The following is a 20817-nucleotide window of genomic DNA, read 5'->3' on the forward strand; positions in this document are numbered from 1 at the left end:
AAGAGTCTATTTACTTTAATAATTATTCATCCCAATCAAATTTATATAATATGTCAATACTTCGAGTTAAGCCATTGGTCGCCTCGACATACAATTGAGAAAGGAGCTGATAGCGAATGGCCACTTCGCTTAACGACTCAAACACCCCTACGCTGTATTTAACTTGGATACCGGGTGCAACATAACCTGAAATTTCAACTTTAGTGTCATCGCCACTGCCTTTTGAACTAAGGCTAACATCCGATAAACCAAAGGTTTCACCTACTTTTGACACCAACCCTTCACTGCGACTCACCCCTTGTGCTAATAATAGTTGAGTTAACATGGCATCTGTTGAACTATCACCTTCATCAAGCGGCTGGCCATTTAAAAGATAAGCTAATGATTGCCCTTGATCCATGGCTGGCTCTGAAAATACTTTTAAAGAAGGTTGCTCAACATTTCCTGTTAGTGTAACCCCCGCTACGACATCATTAGCGGTGTTCTCTGGGTTACGTATCGCTTTTATATTCAAGTAAGGTTTATTAATTGGTCCGCTAAAACCAACTTGACCTTTAGTAATAATTAGGTCTTGGCCAAAAGCACGATAAGTGCCCTCACGTAAGTTTAGCTCACCGGTAGCAATCATGGGAGTTTGTTGATCCATTTTTATGCTTAAGTCACCGGCAACTTTAGATTCGAGCCCAAACGAATCTATACGGACATCATTTTCTACAATCAATTTTAGATCAATATCATAATCAAATGGCATTGCTTTGGACTGTTCATTTTGCTGATCAATAATAATCTCATCATCACTTACTTGCACAGCCCCTTCAGGTAATTCTTCAATTATAATTCGCCCATAAGGGACTACAACTTGCCCTGCTAATTTGAATGCACTATCTGCAAGACTTAATTTTAAATCTGGGGATACTTTAAAAAGCACACCTTGTTGTGCTCTAACATAAAATTGCTCACCGTCTACTGCTAAATTTACCGCTGGTTTGTCTTCTCCCCAATCAATATCGCCCGTAAGGGTTATATTGCCACCTTCACTATCATTAAGCTTGCCATCTAATGTAGCGGTTGTATTATCAAAGCCGATATCAATATTTGAATCAACCACTGACACTGGGAGCTGTTCACCTTGTATATTTACTTGCGCGATATTGACGTTACCATTTAACAAAGGAGCGGTGATAGAACCACTGAGTGCAATTTGACCGCTAATATCACCTTTAAGTTGTTCTAGGGTACCAATGAAAGGTTGCAAATCAGTCAGTAAAATTTGATCTATGTCTATGTTGCCAGATAATGCCCGACTTGAAGGTAAATCTTGCACTGAAATATCCGCACTTATATCACCTAATAAACTAGAGCTAAGATTTGCTTGAAGCTGACCATTCATGGCGTCAGAGCTCGCCTCAAGTGTCAAAGTTTCAATAGGTAACTGATAACGTTTTTCAGCATCAATGTAGGTTGCTGAGAGCTGATGAGATTGCAGTGAAGCTGTGAGCTTACTTAAACTGGCGGCTTGCCACTTTGCCTCTACTAGCCCACTAAAGCCCCCTTTTGTTGTTATATTATGAGGAAATAAGTGTTTTAACTCAGATAAATCTAAATTATCCAATTTAGCGGCTAAATGTCCCGAGTTATCAACCTGCTTAAGTTTATCAATGCATAGCTTACTATTTTTAGTTTGCCAACAATGCTTATCAACTGAAAAATCGCCCGTAGTTGCATCAAAAGTGACTGCTACCTCAGGCATTGCTGTTAACTGTATTGTATTATCAGTCAATAACACATTGCTTAGCTGTCCTTGCCAGACCTTATTAACAACCACACCTGCTACTTCAAATTCAGCTTTGCCCTCAAGGGCGTCTAATTCAAACTGAGCTCTATGGTCTTTCTTGTCTCCTGTCGCATTTAAACTTAGGCTATTAATATGCTGCCCGCCAAGTTGAGCATCCGTTATCTTGATATTGGCATTCGTTTGCCAGTCAGCAGCATAATTAAAGTCAGATTTAATAAATAACGCTGCAACCGATATGTCAGCGTATGTTAAGTCCTGTAAAGCTAAGTCTAAGTTAGCTATTGGTTCTAAACGTCCGCCTCGTATAGCAAGTTTCCCATTTCCTACCCCCGTAAAAGGCAGCTTTTTTTGCTCTGGTTTATCTAAATGCAGCTTTGCATCTATATTCCATTGCTGATCAATATTGCCTGCTAAAGATAATGTGTTTTCACCACTTGTAAGCTCAAATACTTTAATACTTGCATGCAAATTACTGTTTAGATCAAAGTCTGACATAAACTTAAAGTTAACGTCATCAATAAGCCCCGTTAATTGACTCTCTTGCATGATTAGTTGCCAATTATCATTGGCAAACTTGAAAGACCCTGCAAATTGACCAGAAATATCACTGGTGACTACATCAGTTAAGTATTGCGCTTTAAGTTGGTCCAATTGCCCAGAAAATTGACTTGTTAAACCATTATCCCAGCTTGCTGATGCCTTTATCGTGGCGCTGCTTTCATTGGCTGCTAAAGCAAGTTGTTCCACATTTACTTGCGTTAAACCTCCGTTTAGCATCGCATTTAGATTTACTTCAGGGTAGGCGCCTAGTTGACTCTTTCCAGTAAGTGTTAACACATAGTCATCTGCGTTACCTTTGCCATTTAAATCAACACTTTCAATCTTTAACGGGTTGCTCTGAGTGTTTAGCTGCCACTGCGCAATATTCGCTTTTAGTGTAAAAGGATAGTTTACTGTTTTTAAATCAGCTTTTATTTTAGCTGACAATGGGTAAAGCCCTTTGATAGTTGTATCAAGTTGAAGGTCAGTTAGATCACCACTGGCGAGTAAAGTTAATTGATTTTCTGTGCTTGCAACTTCAATTTTAGCGCTTAATGGCGTGCGTCCATTTAGCTCTGCTTTTAACTCACTTGATAGATGCCATTGTAAGTAATCCGCGCTCAGCGTGTGCATTACCAACTGGTCTTTTTGCAGCGAAAGGGCTGTATTTATTTGTTTAATTTTGTGTTGTTGTTCACCTTTGGTGATGTTTACCAAGTTTACTGCTACTTGTTCAATATTTGCAGCTATAGGTGAACTAAATTCAATATTAGGTAGTGGCTCCAATGCGGTTAAAGGCTCCACTGGGGACTCTTCGTTTTGTTTTAATAACACATCAATTTGTTGAATATTCAAAGATTTTAGCGTTACTAAAGAGTCTTTTGCTTTAGCACTTAGTTGAAATTTATGAACCGTTACATCAGCACTAGAATGTGACAAGTTAAAGCTCGCTATTGCAACACGTTTGATTGACAAATCAAAAGGCAAACTAATCTCAGCAGCTTGCTCACCGAGCGTTTCAGTTGATAATTCTTCGTCAACAGGTTCAACACTTTGATCCTCAGTTTGAGGGTTACCGAGGTTTAAATTAATTGCCTGAGCACTTAAGTTTTCAATACAAATTCCATCGCAGTGCCACCAATATAAATCGAGTTTTAATTGCTTTGCTGTAAGGTTTAAACTTGGTGACGTATAGTCAACGTCAAATGCGTCATTATATAAAAAGCGACCATCTTTGATATTTATAGACAGTCCATCAATTAATTTATTTGCTGTATAAGCAATTAATTGGTTTCCTGATGCTGTAAATAGCAAGCAAAATAGTACAACTATCAGTGTACTAACTACGATGGTCAGTGCGGCTGTAATTTTTTTCATTTTTGACATTAAATTTCAGGCCCTATTGTAATGCTTAAACGTGTGCTTTTACTCTCTTTTGTTAGTCCCCAAGCATGATCAACCCTGACAGGCCCAACGGGCGTGAGGTAGCGAAAGCCAAATCCTGCGCCCACTTCAACTCGGTCTGAAAAGTCATTCGTCGCCGTACCACTATCAATAAATAGCGCTAACCGCCAACTTTGTGCAAATTGATAATTGTACTCAATAGTACCTGACAGTAAGTATTTACCACCAATTAAGCGCCCTTCTTCATCCTCTGGCGATATTGACTCGTAAGCAAAACCTCGTACGCTTTGATCACCACCTGCGTAAAAGCGAAGAGATAAAGGCACATTATTAATGTCATCAACATACATAGCCCCTAAATTTGCTTTTAAAAACAGTAAATGTTTGTCCAAATATGTGCGTAACCATGCATTTTTAAATTGTACTCGCATAATATTGGTTGTTGAAAATGCATCTTCTAAACCAAACTCTGCTGAAATAAGCCATTGCTCCCCCCAGTATGGGGTTGTTCCACCTTTAGTTTCTTTTTTGGCATAACTAATACCTGGCATCAACATTTTGGAGCTTTGTTCATCATCTCCAAATCGATACGTTTCATAATCACGGCGAATGAACGCAGTGCGTACCCAGTCGCTCTCAGTCAACCATTGGCGTTGTAATTGCGCGGTAAATATTTCGCTATAAATATCATCCGTTATTTCGTCCTCCAGTTTGTAACCAACCGAATAACGCCATAAGTCATCATTAGGGTCATCAACAGGTACAGTATAACCGAATGATATATCTTGCTGTTTTTCAGCTACGTTTAGATTACTTTCGAGATAATGACCATTTTCTGTGATCCATGGCTTTGACCATTTAAACCTCAGTTTAGGTCCTAAGTCAGTGTCAAAACCACCACCTACTTCGAAGCTGTTTGCAGGCTTATGCAATACATCTACATTTATGGGCACTTGTTGATTTGAACGGTTTGCTATATCAGCATAGACCCGAACACTATTAAAGTAGGGGGTTGTAGAAAGAGAGAGGTTATACTCTGAAACAATTGACGCTTGATATTGCTCCCCCTGCTTGAAGTCAGCAAGTGTGCGAATGTATTTTTCCGCAGGGGTTGGTTCACCTAAAATTAACGCACCGAACTGATATCTTACACCAGTATCGAAAGTTAAAATGACTTCAGCACTATTCGATTTTAGAGAAATCGCTAATTGATGAGTTTGCCACTTAACATCGAAATAACCCAATTCTAGCAATTGGCTTTCAATTTTTTTCCGAGCAGAGTCGTAATGGTTGTGGTTTAAAATATCACCTTGTTTTAGCTTAATTGATTCTACTACATCCATTAGTTGCGGATCAGTATTACCCTCACCGTTTACAGTGATACGAATATCCGCTATCCGTGTTGCAGGGCCACGTTCAATCGTTGCGACAATCTCTTGAGACTGTGCAAGATAGTTAAGGTTAATGTTAGGTTTGTAGTAGCCCAACGCCTTCATACTATTCGCCACTTGCTTTTTAGCATGGCTCAATAATGTACTTGTGGCTTTTTCTCCCTCTAGTTGCTTTAAATACAACTCTACATTTTTTTCAAGTTCACCACTAATACCATTGATATCGTAGCTTTTTACAACTTGGGGAGCGGCAACTAAGTTGCACGATATAAAAAAGAATACTGCTGTAATGGGCGCAAATAAACGACTAGGCAAGTAATTTCCTTACTAATAACAAATGAACCTTCAAGAGGCTTAATAATACCACAAGCCAGTACCACGACACATCAACTCAAATGTGAAAATTAGTACGCTTAATTGCTTTATTTTGGTTACAATAGCAATAACGAATTTGAGATAATATTATAGAGCTTCTAAATGCAATTTCCTGATGACGAAAACGGCCAATTACTAACTGAAATAGCTGATGCTGGTATTGATTTAACACAAATGCATAAAATTGATTTTTATATTTTGTTTGAGCAAAAAACTGAAGCCGAACAATTTGCAAAAGCGATTAGTGAAGATGAATTAGCGCCAACAACACAACTTGAGCAGTGCAAAGACACAGGTATCTGGGAAGTGATAACACAAGTGCAAATGGTCCCTGACCACACCTTGCTTGGTCAAACGGAACAATATCTAGAAAGTATTGCTAATGGTCATAAAGGCTACGGCGATGGCTGGGGATTAGAAAGCGAATAACCTTTATTTATATTCAAACCAGTTAAGTAGTTAACGACTTAACTGGTTTGCTTTCCTAAAACTACCTTTGTAATCGAATAGCTTCTCAGCCACTTTCCAACCATATTTTTTGTTTTTACGAGCAATAACAAAGTCAGGCGCAGTTAAATTAAGCTCATCCGCAATTACTTCACTGGCCGTTTTATACTCAATTGGTAAACGCCCTTGGGAAGAGCGAACACCGAACTGTTTATTAAATATATAACGCGATCCCGGGTTAGAAAAATCAAATATTTCATCGCAGCTTGCACCATCTTCATCAAAGTAGGTTAATTTAATAACACTGCTATTCGAGTTTAGTGCCTGCACACTCAAACCGCTACAACGCAGTACTAATGCATCTTTTAGATTTAACGCTGCGCGTAATTTGTCATCCGGATCAGCAAGTGTAGCATCACACGATTGGCACACTCTCGCAGCAATATCATTTTGAGCACCACATTGTTCACATTCTTTAAATCTAAAACGATAATCACATTGTGCCGATTCTGCGTCGTCTTCTAGCAAGCCTTGACAACGTCGTCCAAAGTGCTCGGTGACTTTTCCTTGAGAATCTGTTTTACCCCAAAAAATATTGGCAAACCCACAACCAGGGCAAAGTACTTGTACAGGTTCATTATCACTGTCGGCTTTTTTATTCCCCACCTCAGGGTAAAATAAGTCAAACCCATTGCCTGCATAATCTATCACTAAGCAATCTAGCTTACCTTCACTTAACCTCAAACCACGCCCAACAATTTGTTGATATAAACTCACTGACTCTGTTGGACGTAATATCGCTATAAAATCCACATGAGGTGCATCAAACCCCGTTGTTAACACTGACACATTTATTAAATACTTTAACCGTTTGGATTTAAAAGAGTGGATTATCTCATCGCGCTTTTGTGCGGGGGTATCACCTGTTATTAATGCACTGTGTTGCTGAGGAAAATAACTTAACACCTCCTGCGCATGGCGGACAGTTGCGGCAAATACCATCACCCCTTTACGCGTTTCACTAAGCGTTAATATATTGCGACAAATAGACTGGGTGGCCCGTGTATTTTCTTTTAATAATGTATTTAAATCATCTTGATTAAATCGGCCAAAACTATCACTTTTCAGTGATGAAAAATCATAATGGCTTAATGCAGCATCAACTTCCTTTGGTGGTGTTAAAAACTGGTTTTTAATCATATATCGAAGTGGTAATTCAAATATGCATTGTTTAAACGGACTGGCCTCACTGCCACGGACAAAACCATGATAATGCTTATGGTATATCCACCCTATTCCTAACCTGTAAGGCGTCGCTGTTAGGCCTAATACTTTAAGCTTTGGATTATTTTCTTTGAGTGTTTTTATTATTTTTAAATACTGACTGTTTTCATCATCACTCACACGGTGGCACTCATCAATAATGAGCAAAGAATAATGTTCATTTAATTGTGATAGGTTACGTGATAATGATTGCACACTAGCAAATGTGACTTGATGTGAAAGTGACTTTTGCTTTAACCCTGCTGAAAATATACTCGCTTGAAGTCCATAACTGGAATACTTTTCTGCATTTTGTTCAACTAACTCTTTAACATGTGCTAATACAAGAATTTTTTGTTTGGCAATACGAGCCAGTTCAGCAATTACTAAGCTTTTACCGGCGCCTGTTGGTAATACAATGACTGCTGCATTATCTGTTTTTCTAAAGTGAGCAATGGTTTTTTCAACAGCCTCTTGCTGATAAGGCCTTAATATGTAACTCATCGATACTACTTAAACAAAAAAGCCAATGAATTAATCATTGGCATATTTATAGGCATATTTAATTTTATGCTAAATGATCTGTTAACTCTACACCTTGAAAAGCTTTAGGCCGTTTACCACGGCCGGTCCACTCTACGATTTTACCTTCGTGTTCAATTCTGTATTTGGGTAACACTTTAGTGCGCTTATCACCAGCAACTTCTTGAAGATCTTCCAGTGTCAGTCCTTTTTCTTTTAGTAAGTCAAGCACTTCTTGCTTAGCCTGTTGTTGCTCCGTGAACTTAACAATTGCATTATTAATTAATGACTGCGCTTTTTCTAACTCAGATAAACTAGCATTTTTAATAAATGAACGTATTTCTTTCATTTGACTCTCAAAAATAAATAAAGGGTTTAGGGTTTCAACTATAGTCCATTATAAGCATATTATTAATAATAATCTAAGAAGAAACTATTTTAAACTAACCAAGTCAGAACAACCTTATTTATCTGTACAAGGTTATTTACTAATTGATATAACCGATCATCTATACGATTTTCAAGTGTGATGAATGCTTCGCACTCTTCTATTTGCTGTGTAATTGTATTCATTTTAACCATCACTATTGACCCTTTAATGCGATGCAATATTTTCTGGCACATTGGAATATTATTTTCTTCAATCGCCTTTTCCAGCGCTAATATATCTGCTTCTAATGTCTCATTAAAAATACGCGCCATATTAACTGCATCTGCTTCAGAGCCGAAAACCCCCACCCATTGAGATAAGTCTGGAACAATTATTTCATTACAAACTAACGATTCACTATCACGAGGGGCCAGGGTCGATGATTCAACCAAATCAACTAAAGCCTCATACAAATCGCCAATGAGGTACGGTTTGAATAGCACACGATTTATACCAATATTATGAGATAAGACAGATATATCTTTTGAGTTATCTGCTGTAAGGCCGATAATGGGTAAGTCTCTAATCGTTGCTAGCGCGTTTTGACGAATTTGCTTAGCAAGCTCAAAGCCATCAATCACAGGCATTTGACAGTCAGTAATGACGATATCAAATCTCTGTTGATTTAATTTTTCAAGTGCAATTTTACCATTACAAACTATCGTTACATCACACCCTAACTGTTCAAGCTGGTTTTTAATTAGAAATTGATTGACCTGATTATCCTCTGCAATTAACACTTTAAAGTTACAAGGCTGAAAAGGAGCCTTATTTGGCAAAGGTGAATCAGAGTGACAGAACAAGGTGGCGAATTTGACTTTACTAAATTGCGCTAACGGTATTTGAACTATTGATTCTGTATAATAATGAAACTGTTCGCCATTTGCTGCTACAACAATTGCTTTTCCTTTAAAATTAGCAATGTAGTCAAGCCACTTTTGGCCATACTGCTGAACTAAATCGTCCAACATAAACACAATATTAGCCGTATCGTTCAATACGTCATTTATAGAGGATTGTTGGCATATTTTAAAATTAATTAAGTTGAGAGTAAGACCATCAACTAAAGCCTGATGATATCTGAATAGCAACCATGATTCTTGAGTATTGATATCTCGATCTATTGGTGGAGGCAAATTTTCCTTCGATTGAGTTGCAGTATTTACAAGGCCTAAGTCTATAAAAATTCCATGCCATAAACTGCTTTGCGATGGTCCGCTTAATGTGAAATCTCTAATCGCAATAAACTTACATTGGCGTATTTCCCCTTTCGAATTGTAACGAAATGAACACGTCAGTTTATTAGTATCGCTATCAACACTTTTAAAAGCACGGGCTATGTTTACTCTATCTTCATCACAGATAGCAGGCGATATACACCCTGTTATACCTGTTTTATTAATTGAACTGGAGTTCAAGCCAAGCAAGTCTTCCGCCCCAGAAGATAAAGCTCTGAAAAGCCCTTCACCATTAGAGAAATACTCAAACTGACACTGGCCATCTGAGAAATGATTTACAAGCTCAGCATCTTGTTCAAACATCGAAACTTTGTATACGCGATCATTAACAGCTGATTTTATTTCTTTTAAAAAAGTGATAACACCAGCTGTCTTGCCTATATTATTTAAGTAAGGAATTTTGGTGCATTCAAGTTTGATTAGTGACCCTGAGTTATTAGGTACTAATATACAAAAACTTAATGATTGAGAAGTATCCGTTACTTCATCATTTATGCAAAACATGTACTGCGCTAAAGAGTTAATTTCATTTAAAGACCCACTCGGTTCATTGCAAAAAACTTTCAACGTATTAAGACATGCTTTATTAAAGTATAAAAGTACATTCTTAGTGTCTTCAATATAGAAATATGGCATAACAGAATTCATCGCATGCATATTTTGAACAAACACGTCTTTTCTTATAAACCAATCTTTAATTTTTAAAACTGTTATGGCCAATATACAAAGCATTGCTACTGCTGCAAGTAATACAAAATACAAACTATTAATCATAATACAGTCGTTCTCATTAGCATAGCGCTTACATCTTCGCTCAGGTGTTTAATGTAGCACATGATTGTTCCTTATTTATGTTTAAAGTTCTCGTTCAACACCCATAGATTATCATGCTAATGGCTCTTATTTAATTAAGATCTATGTTACTTTATTGGGAAAATAAATACAGGTATTAGTCAATAATGAACAATAAAGAAATAGCTAAAAAACTTGAAGTTGCATATAACCTTTTTAGAAATGAGGGAGCCTCTTTAAACTACAAAAATATTAATAATGAATTACTTGATTTAAACAAAAATAATATTCAAATCACTTTAAATTTAGCTATTCACTACTTATACATTGATGATTTGTTTTTCTTCGAAAGAGCTTACAGTAATTTAAATGACGAATCTAAACTTTGTATATTTAACCAGATATTTCATGCAGGGGAATTAACTGAAAAAAGCAATATCTGTAAAATCATAATGAAAGGCTTATCTAACAAGGACTACATAGCAGCACTTATTAGACTTGCCTCATATGGTGATCACGAGCTCACAATTAAATGCCTAAAAGAAGACTCTCATACCCAGAACCAAATAAAAAATAACATAGATGTCCTTGAGGTCGTTGCAAATTCATATTTAAAATTAGACCGTCAGAATGAAGCTGTGCACTATTTAAAAATGGTACTTTCATCAGACCCTAAACACTATGTATCTCGTTATAACTTGGCACTTACCTATGAAAATGTTGGCGAATTTGAACAAGCAAAATTACTCTTCAAAACAAATTTTAAGCACCATAATCATACGCAATCACTAACCAGGCTTTTATCTATAGAGTGTAAAGAAAAATTACCTCAACTTTTAAGAACATGTGAAAACATAATTAAAAAAAGCGAACTCTCAAAAGCTGAGCTAACTGATCTATATTTTTCAATGGGTACAGCTTTTGACAAGCTTGCAGAGTTTGGTCGTGCTTTTGAGTACTTTAAACTTGCAAACAACTTAATTCCATTTAGTGAAACAGCGAATGATCCCATCTACTTAATGGAAGAGCAGCATAAAATAAGTTACCAATTACAGCGTGATGAATCCCCAGTATTTATTTGCGGTATGTTCAGATCAGGTAGTACCCTTATTGAACAGATTGTTTCTGCACACAGTCAGTTTGATAGTGGTGGTGAAATTGAGTTCTTTACAGCTGAAACACTTAACTCATGTCTTAAAAGTAACAACTATGCAAATGAACTTGCAAATGCATATGAAAAAAAGATGAGCTTATATGGAGGGGGGATTAATCGAGTTATAAACAAATTACCGGATAACGTTTTATACATAGGTCTAATTAAAGCACTTTTCCCAAACGCGAAATTCATCATTACACAAAGAAGCATCGAAGATACTTGCTTATCCATCTATTTTCAAAATATCGCTAACAACTACCCCTACGCATCAAATTTAGAGTTAACTAAAGCGTATTATTTAAAACAACAAACAGTAGTAAAACACTGGCAGTCCAAATTTAACGACGATATTTTGACGTTTAAGTACGAAGATTTAATTAGTTATACTGAGCAAAGTCTAAAGACATTGTGCCAATTCCTAGAAATAGAGTTTGAAAAAGACATGCTAAATTTTTACAAAAATACTAACAGTATTCGTACGGCTAGCTATCATCAAGTTAGAAGTAAATTACACTCAGGGTCAGTTGGAAGGTTTAAAAATTATAAGGACTTTTTGAGCGATATTTTTTAGATTGGAGAGATGCTAAATTACAGTAAATGTTATTTAGCATCGTTTAACTTACTCTGAAAGGCCTACATGCATATGCCCGTATTTAAAATCTACAGTTATTAAAAAGTGTTGTAATAAGTCATACCCAAGAACACCTTTAACATCCATCCCCTTTAAATTGGAGCCTGTAAATGAATCGCTATTTAATAACTCAAAGCGTTTACCCTCTTGCGGGTAAGCAATCGATACAGCGTCTACATTGAACGGTCCAAATTCAACTTTTGGTATATTAGATAACTCATAAGTTTGAGGGCCATTTATTTCTACTATTTCAACAGGAGTAGAGGCAAGAGATTTATCCCAACCTTGATTTTCAATGATCGTGCGTTCAACTTTCAACCCCTCTTGAGCACCAGTAGAGATTAGAGCCCAAATAGACTTACTGTCGTTTAGGTTAACCTTTACTATAGGGAGCGCTGACTGACGATGCAAGCGCATATCAATGTTTTCAGCTGCTCTTAAGTCAATTGATTTTCGATCTAAAAATCGCAGTTTTCTTTTTGGATAATCAAATTGCATTACAAAATTATGGAAAAAGCCGATACCAAGAATAATATCGCCATCATCTATTTTTGTAGGTCTCATTTCATCTAATTTATTGTTGAAGCCAAAAATATCAAGCTTAACTTGGTTGTACAAAAATTTTCTAGCTTCTGTACTGGTATCTTTAACATCAATTGATTTACCTTTTCTATCAGCCAACGGGTGGCTAATTAAAAACTGCTCACTAATGTAATGCTCTTTCTGACCGGTATCTAATATAGCGTTTACGGCAATCCCTTCGATTTCCGCAGGAACAACAACTTTACCATTAACCACTTTAAAATCAATCCACTGCGTTGCCGCGAATAAGTTGAAAGGTTTCAATAAGACAAAAAGAAATAATATAAGTGAATATTTGCTCATCTTAACCTCCATGCAAGGACCAGTTGCGGTCCAAGTCTTCCATCGTTTTTTTAGCGTTTTCTTCTTCTCTCTTTTTTGCTTCTTTAGTTATACAGCGACGCGTATTGAAGTGCGAACCTGTTTTTTTAATTGTTGTGCATACATACTTATCGTCTTTCTCAACTTTAGCTAATTCTTCCATTTGAGCATCTTTGTTATTAACATTGTTTGAACTACATGCCGTGAGAAGTAGTATCAACAAGGGAGTCATAATTTTTTTCATTAGATTTTTCCTTTTACTTTTTACGAATTAAACAATTAAGTGCAATCATAATTCTCGGACTCTGACCGAAATAAGTAACAACCTCATGCTCTAGATAACCAGGAAAAATAACAAATTTCCCCGAGTTTGGTCTAATTGCAAAGCCACCATAATCGAACATCGCTTTTAAATTAAAAAAGCCTTGATCATCAGGATTTTGCTGTATGTGTCTTGGATCATATATTTGTAAGTAGCCACTTCGTGGAAACTCAACAGTTGGTAAATCCCCAGCATCAACATAATAGATCATTGACCAAGAACATTGGCCGTGATCGTGTAATGACTTAGTGGCACCAAATCGTGATATATGAAACCAAGATTCGAATTCAAATTTTAAATTACTTAAATCTTCTTTTTGCCAATTTGATGTTTCTAAGATCCAAGAAGTTAAAGCACCATTCATTAAACGACGAATTTCTAGGATATCTTCGTATTGAGTTAATGAAAATAAATCACCAGGGCTATCGAAAATGTTGCCTAGAGTGGTATTAAGTTTATTCTCATTTTTATAACCTTGTTTCTCAAGGTCAAAAAATAGTTCAGATAATCGTTTATTTAACGCTTCTGAGTGAGCAAAGCTTCCTTCAAGAACAGGTGAAGCAAAGCATATTTTGGGTTTTGCATTTATTTGAATCATAAAAAAAGAGCGCACTATTGTGCGCTCCCTTACTCTAAACTAAATTAGAATTTAACATCATATTGTACGTACATGAAACGACCGATGTTGTCGTAAGTGCTTTGGCTGTAGAAAGGCCAGTCATTTACTGAGCTAAATGGAGGCTGTCTATCAAACAAGTTACGAATACCAACAGTTACTGTGTTGTTTTCATTAACGTGGTATGCACCTGTTAAATCAAACTGAACGTAAGAAGCAAAATGTTGAGACTCACCTGCGTCTACGTAATCACCGTTTGCATCTAAGTTTTTAGTATCTACATCGTAGTAACCAACTAACTGACATGATTTGTTAGCTGTATTACGCTTATCATACGAGTCATAACCTGGTAAGAAACGCATGTTTAATGACGTTGTAAAGTCACCTGTATCAAGTGTGAAGTTACCATTAGCATTGTAATCACGTGTTGCTTCATCATCAATCCAATCACACAAAGGTTGAACTGCTGAAGATTGTGATTCATAGCTTAAGAACTGTTCAATTTTCAAACGAGAAGTTAAAGAACCAAAGCTTAAATCAGTTGAATATTGAATATCATAGTTCAAACCAGTTGCACTTTGCTCAGTCAAGTTTTGTAAATCGGTTTTAACAAAACCTGTTCTCTTAGTATCATCAATACGACCAGATGAGTTACGAACAACTAGGTCAGTAAGGTTACCTTTCGCTTCCTCATCAAGAATTTCTTGAATACCAAGTGAACCAACAATATTTTCAATCTCTAGTGACCAATAATCGATTGTGAAAGATAGATCTTCAGTTACATCGTAAACCATACCAATATTGTAAGATACTGATGTTTCAGGCTCTAGCTCTACGTTACCACCTGATTTAGAGTTAAGCTCAACTTCTTTACAATCAGGATGGTTATCATCGTTACCAGCTGCTTGACACAGTTTAGTATCAACTGCTTTGCTAACACCAAAAGATGAAGCTAAATAAAGCGAATCTAGTGAAGGTGCTTTAAAGCCTGTACCATATGATGCACGAAGCATTATGTCATCTGTCGGACGATAAGAAACTTTAGCGCTATAAGTTGTTTCGCTTGCATCTGATTCACCCCAGTCTGCAGAGTCATTACGTACTGCGATGCTCGCTTCTAAGTTGTCAAGGATTGGTAAGTTAACTTCCATGAATACTGCTTCATTTTGGAATACACCACCACCATTTGAACCTGCACCACCAATAACAGCACCGCTGATAGAAGCTTCATCAGAGCGATCTAAGTAGTTTTCACGACGAACATCAACACCCGCAGCAACACCTACTTCACCACCTGGCAATTCTAAACCAGTGATACCCGAAACTGCTAATGAAGAGAAAGCTAGCTCATATTCAGATGTTCTATGAATTGATGAATTTAATCCTTCACAGAAGTCTTTTAACTCTGCTGAATTACAGTCATTTACTACGAACGGATTCAAAGTACCATCAGCAAATGCACTCTCAACACCATCTACAAGTAATTGACCTGCTTTACCAACTTGACGGTTTGTTAAACGTGAGAAACCGATATCAAAATCTAACTCCCAGTTATCGCTGATCAAGTAGTTTGCACCACCGATTGCTTCAAACGTTTCATTTGTGTTGTCTTTTTGACGATTAGGGAAATCGATATAACGACGACCTACGTAGGCAAAACCATCGCCAGCAGCAATTTCATCAGCAATTTTAGCGCCCAGCGTAGGGTTTGATTTATAACGGTCGTTAATTAAGAAGTCTCTTAAGAAAGGACTCTCAGAAATGTTAACAGAGCCTGGAGCTGGTGCATTCGAACTGTGCGTGTAAGCACGTGTATAACGGAACTGTGAATCAAATGTTAGGTCATCACTATATTCATGAGAAATTGACGTTAAGATAGATTGACGGTCACTTGCTGGCTGTAATTGATATAACGGTGCGAAGTCATACGCACAACGGCCATTAGATAATACATTTTCGGTAGCACAATCAGACCAAGGAGCCCAACCTGTATCAGTCGCAGAAGTCGAATCAACATACGTAGAACCTGGAATACCCCAAGATGAACGACCTTCACCACCACGGTGGTTTGGAAGATAAGCTGTACCACCCATTTCACGGTCTTTAGCCATAATTGGACGACGCTCAAAATAATCAGCTGCGAATAAAATATTAGTATTGCCGCTTGTAGCACCCGCTGTTAATGAGAACTGAAGCTCATCACCATCCATGTGTTCTAATGCTGCGCCGTATTTAAATTTAGCTGCAACACCTTCCATGTCAGTTTTAGTAATGATGTTAATTACACCAGCTACCGCATCAGAGCCATATACTGCTGAAGCACCATCAGGTAATACATCAATACGTTCTACTGCTGCCATTGGAATTTGGTTTACATCTGTAAATACGCCACCAGCAGAGTTTTTAGGTAAACGACGGCCGTTTAAAAGAATTAGTGTGTAATCAGAGCTAAAACCACGAATACCAACTGAAGATGCACCAGCCGCTTGGCTAAGTGTAGCTGATTCGTTAAAACCGCCAGTAGAAGCATTGGTTCTTAAAAACTCTGCGACTGTAGAAACACCTGTTTTTTCAATTTCAACAGATGTAAAAACTGTAACTGGTGTTGCAGTTTCCATATCAGTACGGCTGATACGTGAACCTGTTACTTGAATACGTTCAACTTTTTCTGCGCCTTCTTCAGCAGCAATTGTGCTTGCTGAAAATGCAGCTGTTGATGCTGCACCGAAAGCAATCGCTAGGCGAACTGCTTTTGAAACTTTATTATTTAACATTTGATTATTCCCTGGTCATATTTGAAATATGATTTTATTAGTTTTAGACCCCAAAGGAGCGAATTAGTTAACGTAATGGCAACTAAGTACCCCATTGCGAGAAAATATATTAATATCAGGAACATCATTTGGTCAACAGTTTTTTAACTTGCAAGGCGTTTTGTTTACAAAAAAAACGTCTGTTAACGGTGAGGTTCAAATGTAACCATATGTAAAATAAGTGAAAATGCTATGCAGTTGCTATAAACAGCCTAAAATAAATTAAATGAGCCACGATATGAACTAATTCTTATTATCATTTAGCTAAAACCAAGGAATTTTAAAAGCCAAACAATCAAAACAATTAACAACTTTATTCAACGTGCTTTTACATTTATTAGCCCTGAAATATAAAAGTAATTTTAAAGCTTATGGCCTTGATAAAGTGTTCCAATGAGCTGTTTATTTTTATCGATTAACTTTACAGAAGATACTGATAAATTATATTGATTTAAGTAACCTAAAATTTCACTACTATTTTTTGCTGCATTCTCTAAATCACTCAGCCTAAATATTAACCCTTCAAGCTCTTTATTGAATAAAGAGTAGGCTTTATCTAAGTCGATTTTTCTATTACTTAAAACAAATTCGTAAAAGCTTGGAAATAATGTTGCATTGAATGCGTAAGTGTTTATTTTATTTTCTTCTTTTATAAAAAGTTCTATTAAATTAATTTTTTCATTTAATATATCATCGTTTTTTTTGATGCATGTTATGAGATGGTAAAGCTCATTTAAGAACCTGTTTTTAACTCGTTTTGCTGAAGCTAATATATTTCTATTCGGAGTAACGATATCAGAATCTTTTTCGTGGCAAATTAACTGATAACTCCCCCCTTTTTTTAAAACCCTACCACACTCTTTAATACTGGCATGAAGGTCACTATATTCAATTGCAAACTGTGATACTACTGCATCAAAAAATTCATTTTTGAATGGAAGGTTTTCTGCGTTCGTGTTAGAAATAAATCTTCCTGGTAGGCTTTTTATAAGCTCTTCTTTTAATTGCGCTTGATCGACTGCAAAAAATGTAAAATTATGCTCACGAGAATTATTTATTAAATCGATTAATGCCCCATTACCTGTACCTATGTCTAAAATTGTAGCATCTTCATTTAATGTACTAGAAAAATTCCCCCAACACTCTTTCAGTTTGCCTGAGTAATTTGTTTTTATACCTTCACCAAAAGAAGTTATATAACCCTGTGCCCAATACTCGCTCCAATAATCTTTCATAAACCCTTCTTACTGACATGAAAAAGGGCTGAATAATCAGCCCTTTTATATTTTTAAGTTTATTTAAACTTAGAAACTAATAGTGTAGTTCACACGGTAGTCACGACCAAAGTTGTTGTACAAGTCTTGGTTATCCCATGTACCTGCTGAAGAAAGAACTGGATCTTCATCAGTTAAGTTATTGATTGTGAATGTAACTGAACCGTACTCACCTGCAAAATAGCTGTAAGTTAAGTTGTGAATCAACCAGCTGTCAAGCTTACCTTCTTGCTCGTAGTAACCATCGCCGTCTCTATCGATCTCTGTCTCAGTTGTGCTATCTGTATAAGTAGAGTTCCAAGATACTGAATGATCTTCATAAGACCATGACACAGTCGCTACAGACTTAAGCTCTGGTTGACCTGACCAACCTGTAGTATTTTGAACCGTACCACCTACTTCAGAATCGTATGCAAGTACAAAGCTGTTAACATTGCTGAAACGTAAATCACCGAATGCTGTTTCAAGGTTAGCATTGATTGTGAAATCGATACCTTCAATTTCGAAACCAGCACCATTAAAGTAAGAAGTACCTGCTTCAATTAGAGTACCAGATGCAGCACGCTTCAAGTAGAAAGTTTCGTTTGAAGTATCTGTATCAGGTGAAACAGCTGAGATTAGACCAGCAGCTTCGTCAGAAAGAAGACCTTGTAAAGACTTAGATTGAATTACGTTTTCAACAGAAAGTTGGAAGTAATCAAGCTTAAAGCTCACATTGTCATTAACATCCCATGCTACACCTAAGTTAGTGTAATCAGACGTTTCTGCATCTAGACCAGAGTTTTGCGTGTAATAAGTATCATACTGACGTGATGTTGTTGCACCGTTAGCGTAATCGATTGCCGATTCAGCAGAGAAAGTACGTGCAGCATTTAGCAAGTCAAGACCTGGCGCACGGAATGATTCTGAGTAAGAACCACGAACCACTACACCTTCCATAGCTTCCCAACGAGCTGAAAGAGCAGGTGCAATGTTATCACCAAAATCTGAATAATCATCGTAACGTGCTTTAACGTTAAGCTCTACAGTCTCAGTTACAGGTAATACTGTTTCAAAGAATACAGCTGTTACATCACGTAAACCTTCAGAAGAGTTACCTGCTGAACCACCGATACGGCCTGCTTCAGACTGACCATCATAGATATCAGCATAAGTTTGCTCAAAGTATTCTGCACCCACATAGTGAGATACAGTACCGCCAGATAGTTCACCTAAATCGAAGCCGATACCAGCAAACACTTGGTCAAATGTAGAAGAAGACTCTTGAAGAGTTGTTGCTTTCATGTTTGCAACACCTTCTTCAGAACCTAAATCGATATCGTTTTGTTGGTTGTAAGCAAGACCTGAATAAGAAAGGTAGTATTGACCTACAGACTTATTATCAGCCTTGTTGCGGTGGTAATATACTTCCCAAGAAGCATTATTCCAATCAAGGAAACCACGAAGACCTGCTGTTAAATCTAGGTTATAGTCATCAACGTTACCATCACGCGTACCGATATCTACCCAACGGAAGTAACCAGTTGTTTCTTCACCATATGGGTTGTGCTCATTATCAGCAGCCATACCGCGCCAAGGAGCAGCCGGTGGTGCATAACGACCGAATGAAGAGTTTTGTACAAACATTGCTTGACCAAAGAACTCTACATTTTCAGATAGCTCATAGTTAGAGCTCACATATAACGTGTTGCGGTCAATCGAAGCTGTATTGTAAGAAACGTTACCGAATGCATACATACAATATTCAGAACCTGGGCCCCAATCTTCATTTGCATCAACACGGCGGAACGTATCTTCACCGTATTCTGCAATTAAGTCATCACATTTTAGTGAAGCTGAAGCTGTAGCAAAATCAGGTGAAGCAACAGTAGCACCATAGATTGACCAACCTACAGTATCACCTGAATACGCTTCAATATCGCCGTCACCGTCTAAATCGCCGATTTGCGCTTTAGTATAATCACGAGCGCCGTCACTAATACCTTTACGTTTTTGGTGATCGAATGAGAAAGTAATATTACCTTTGTCGCTAGAAACACCACCGACTACTGAGAACTCAGATGAAGTTGTGCCTTCATCTTGGTCACGATGACCTGCACCAACATTGAAAGTTAGGCCTTCAAAGTTGTCTTTTAGGATTACGTTAACAACACCTGCCATTGCATCTGAACCATAAATTGAAGAAGCACCTTCAGTCATGATGTCGATACGTTCAACAGCTGCCATTGGGATAGCATTAAGGTTAGCAGAAGCACCACCAAGAGTAGGTGAACCTGGGAAACGACGGCCATTTAGAAGTACAAGAGTACGACGTGAACCAGCACCACGAAGGTTGATAGTTGCTTGTGACTGCGCTGAGCTACCAGAACGCTCAGAGAATGAACCGAAAGAGTTTAATGAACTAGAGCGTAAAGCATCAGCAACTGTAAAGTCACCTTCCATCTTTATGTCTTGCGCTGTAATTGAAATTACTGGTGAAGCGCCTTCAAGGTCGGTACGTTTGATACGTGAACCCGTTACTTGGATACGTTCAACTTTTTCTGCACCCTCTTCAGCAGCCATTGTATTAGCTGAAAAGGCAGCAGTTGAAACTGCACCAAAAGCAATCGCTAAGCGAACAGCTTTTGAAACTTTATTATTTAACATTTGATTCTCCCTGGACCACTATATTGCGGTTATTTTTATTTAGCTTTTGTAAACGATTGCGAACATAACGTTGCAATCACACAAAGATACTAAACAAAAAAAACACGACTGCCAACATCTGTTCACGAATAATTAAACTAATTTAAGTAATTAATCCAAAAAATGCATCAAAGGGGTACAAATATGCTTATTTAAGGGACAATCGCAACTGGTAATTTATTAAAATTGTTACGCATTGTTTTGCTTGTGGGAACTTAGT

The 20817-nt window shown here is 37.2% G+C and carries 13 protein-coding genes; 2 read left to right on the plus strand and 11 right to left on the minus strand.

What is annotated here, in order from left to right:
- Nucleotides 1-22 precede the first annotated feature (22 nt).
- Both CSC79_RS11015 and CSC79_RS11020 read right to left on the minus strand, forming a co-directional pair.
- Nucleotides 23-3721 carry a translocation/assembly module TamB domain-containing protein gene (locus CSC79_RS11015; protein WP_099295862.1) on the minus strand — a complete coding sequence of 1233 codons (3699 nt, stop codon included), beginning with the start codon at nt 3719-3721 and terminating at the stop codon, nt 23-25.
- Nucleotides 3721-5445 carry an autotransporter assembly complex family protein gene (locus CSC79_RS11020; RefSeq protein WP_099295863.1) on the minus strand — a complete coding sequence of 575 codons (1725 nt, stop codon included), beginning with the start codon at nt 5443-5445 and terminating at the stop codon, nt 3721-3723. Before CSC79_RS11020 ends, CSC79_RS11015 begins: the two co-directional genes overlap by 1 nt.
- A gap of 162 nt (nt 5446-5607) precedes the next feature.
- On the opposite strand from CSC79_RS11020, the gene CSC79_RS11025 reads away from it, so the two are divergent.
- A complete protein-coding gene (locus CSC79_RS11025; RefSeq protein WP_099295864.1) occupies nt 5608-5934 on the plus strand; it encodes a ribonuclease E inhibitor RraB in 327 nt (108 codons plus the stop codon).
- Between the two features lie 30 nt (nt 5935-5964).
- Here CSC79_RS11025 and CSC79_RS11030 read toward each other — a convergent pair whose 3' ends face one another.
- From CSC79_RS11030 to CSC79_RS11040, 3 genes are all read right to left on the minus strand, one after another.
- Nucleotides 5965-7719, minus strand: coding sequence for a DEAD/DEAH box helicase (locus tag CSC79_RS11030; RefSeq protein ID WP_099295865.1), 1755 nt, complete (start codon nt 7717-7719; stop codon nt 5965-5967).
- A gap of 64 nt (nt 7720-7783) precedes the next feature.
- Nucleotides 7784-8086 (minus strand): H-NS family nucleoid-associated regulatory protein, encoded by a 303-nt coding sequence (locus CSC79_RS11035; protein ID WP_099295866.1) that lies wholly within the window; start codon nt 8084-8086, stop codon nt 7784-7786.
- Between the two features lie 89 nt (nt 8087-8175).
- Nucleotides 8176-10179, minus strand: a complete 2004-nt coding sequence (locus tag CSC79_RS11040; protein WP_099295867.1) for a response regulator — start codon at nt 10177-10179, stop codon at nt 8176-8178.
- A gap of 185 nt (nt 10180-10364) precedes the next feature.
- Here CSC79_RS11040 and CSC79_RS11045 point away from each other — a divergent pair, with 185 nt between their 5' ends.
- Nucleotides 10365-11924 carry a sulfotransferase gene (locus CSC79_RS11045; protein WP_099295868.1) on the plus strand — a complete coding sequence of 520 codons (1560 nt, stop codon included), beginning with the start codon at nt 10365-10367 and terminating at the stop codon, nt 11922-11924.
- Between the two features lie 48 nt (nt 11925-11972).
- On the opposite strand, the gene CSC79_RS11050 is transcribed toward CSC79_RS11045, so the two are convergent.
- The 6 genes from CSC79_RS11050 to CSC79_RS11075 form a co-directional block, all read right to left on the minus strand.
- Nucleotides 11973-12869, minus strand: coding sequence for a signal protein PDZ (locus tag CSC79_RS11050; protein ID WP_099295869.1), 897 nt, complete (start codon nt 12867-12869; stop codon nt 11973-11975).
- A gap of 1 nt (nt 12870) precedes the next feature.
- Nucleotides 12871-13131: a hypothetical protein gene (locus tag CSC79_RS11055; RefSeq protein WP_099295870.1), complete on the minus strand. Its 261-nt coding sequence runs from the start codon at nt 13129-13131 to the stop codon at nt 12871-12873.
- Between the two features lie 13 nt (nt 13132-13144).
- Entirely contained in the window at nt 13145-13822 is a 678-nt protein-coding gene (locus CSC79_RS11060; RefSeq protein WP_135476192.1) for a putative 2OG-Fe(II) oxygenase, read from the minus strand.
- Nucleotides 13823-13851: 29 nt separating this feature from the next.
- Nucleotides 13852-16599: a TonB-dependent receptor gene (locus CSC79_RS11065; RefSeq protein ID WP_099295872.1), complete on the minus strand. Its 2748-nt coding sequence runs from the start codon at nt 16597-16599 to the stop codon at nt 13852-13854.
- A gap of 401 nt (nt 16600-17000) precedes the next feature.
- A complete protein-coding gene (locus CSC79_RS11070) occupies nt 17001-17873 on the minus strand; it encodes a class I SAM-dependent methyltransferase (protein ID WP_099295873.1) in 873 nt (290 codons plus the stop codon).
- 69 nt (nt 17874-17942) lie between these two features.
- Nucleotides 17943-20558 carry a TonB-dependent receptor gene (locus CSC79_RS11075; protein WP_099295874.1) on the minus strand — a complete coding sequence of 872 codons (2616 nt, stop codon included), beginning with the start codon at nt 20556-20558 and terminating at the stop codon, nt 17943-17945.
- Between the last annotated feature and the right edge of the window lie 259 nt (nt 20559-20817).

The organism is Pseudoalteromonas sp. 3D05 (assembly GCF_002723455.1).
GTDB lineage: Bacteria > Pseudomonadota > Gammaproteobacteria > Enterobacterales > Alteromonadaceae > Pseudoalteromonas.

Bases quoted from the DNA above. Each gene is read 5' to 3' on its own strand.
- CSC79_RS11015 (WP_099295862.1), bottom strand. From the start codon at position 3,721: ATGTCAAAAATGAAAAAAATTACAGCCGCACTGACCATCGTAGTTAGT.
- CSC79_RS11025 (WP_099295864.1), top strand. From the start codon at position 5,608: ATGCAATTTCCTGATGACGAAAACGGCCAATTACTAACTGAAATAGCT.
- CSC79_RS11030 (WP_099295865.1), bottom strand. From the start codon at position 7,719: ATGAGTTACATATTAAGGCCTTATCAGCAAGAGGCTGTTGAAAAAACC.
- CSC79_RS11035 (WP_099295866.1), bottom strand. From the start codon at position 8,086: ATGAAAGAAATACGTTCATTTATTAAAAATGCTAGTTTATCTGAGTTA.
- CSC79_RS11040 (WP_099295867.1), bottom strand. From the start codon at position 10,179: ATGATTAATAGTTTGTATTTTGTATTACTTGCAGCAGTAGCAATGCTT.
- CSC79_RS11045 (WP_099295868.1), top strand. From the start codon at position 10,365: ATGAACAATAAAGAAATAGCTAAAAAACTTGAAGTTGCATATAACCTT.
- CSC79_RS11050 (WP_099295869.1), bottom strand. From the start codon at position 12,869: ATGAGCAAATATTCACTTATATTATTTCTTTTTGTCTTATTGAAACCT.
- CSC79_RS11055 (WP_099295870.1), bottom strand. From the start codon at position 13,131: ATGAAAAAAATTATGACTCCCTTGTTGATACTACTTCTCACGGCATGT.
- CSC79_RS11065 (WP_099295872.1), bottom strand. From the start codon at position 16,599: ATGTTAAATAATAAAGTTTCAAAAGCAGTTCGCCTAGCGATTGCTTTC.
- CSC79_RS11070 (WP_099295873.1), bottom strand. From the start codon at position 17,873: ATGAAAGATTATTGGAGCGAGTATTGGGCACAGGGTTATATAACTTCT.
- CSC79_RS11075 (WP_099295874.1), bottom strand. From the start codon at position 20,558: ATGTTAAATAATAAAGTTTCAAAAGCTGTTCGCTTAGCGATTGCTTTT.